Source organism: Acinetobacter sp. NIPH 2699 (genome assembly GCF_022549355.1).
Lineage (GTDB): Bacteria > Pseudomonadota > Gammaproteobacteria > Pseudomonadales > Moraxellaceae > Acinetobacter.
In genome coordinates this window covers 1-456 of sequence record NZ_JAKZGL010000041.1, presented here as the reverse complement: position 1 = coordinate 456, position 456 = coordinate 1, and the positions used below count along the sequence as shown (strand labels likewise).

General features: G+C 51.1%; 1 pseudogene. It reads right to left on the bottom strand.

The annotated features are described in order from the left end of the window. Nucleotides 1-456, bottom strand: a pseudogene (locus tag MMP72_RS15790) (hypothetical protein); the annotation flags it as partial.

Below are 456 nucleotides of genomic sequence, written 5' to 3'. Positions count from 1 at the left end.
TGAATCGTATTGCCTGTCTTGTTGACCGCGAGGTTGCTTTCGCCTACCGCTGTACCAATGTCTACGGTATCACCCGCTTTGATTGCACCGCTGTCAGCACCATTGCTTTGGAGATTCCAGCCTTTGTCCAATTCATTGATCGCTGCGCCAACGTTGGTAACGTCTGTGCCATTCACGGTATAAGTCGGTGTGCTGACTGTACCGGTTGTGCTGTCATAGCTTGAACCACCACCAAGGTTAGATGCCGTGCTGTTGCCAAGTGCATCGGTCTTGTCATCCGCTGCCGCTGTAACTGCATCAAGTTGACCTTTGTTCACCGCTTGATCCGCTGTCGTTGCATCTGCAACGTTGCTGATGTTGCTGTTCGCTGCATCTATGCCTGCTGTGGTAATACTTGGTCCGCCTGTGATGACTAAACCATTAGTATCTAGCGTGCTATTGCCTGCTGTCACACTG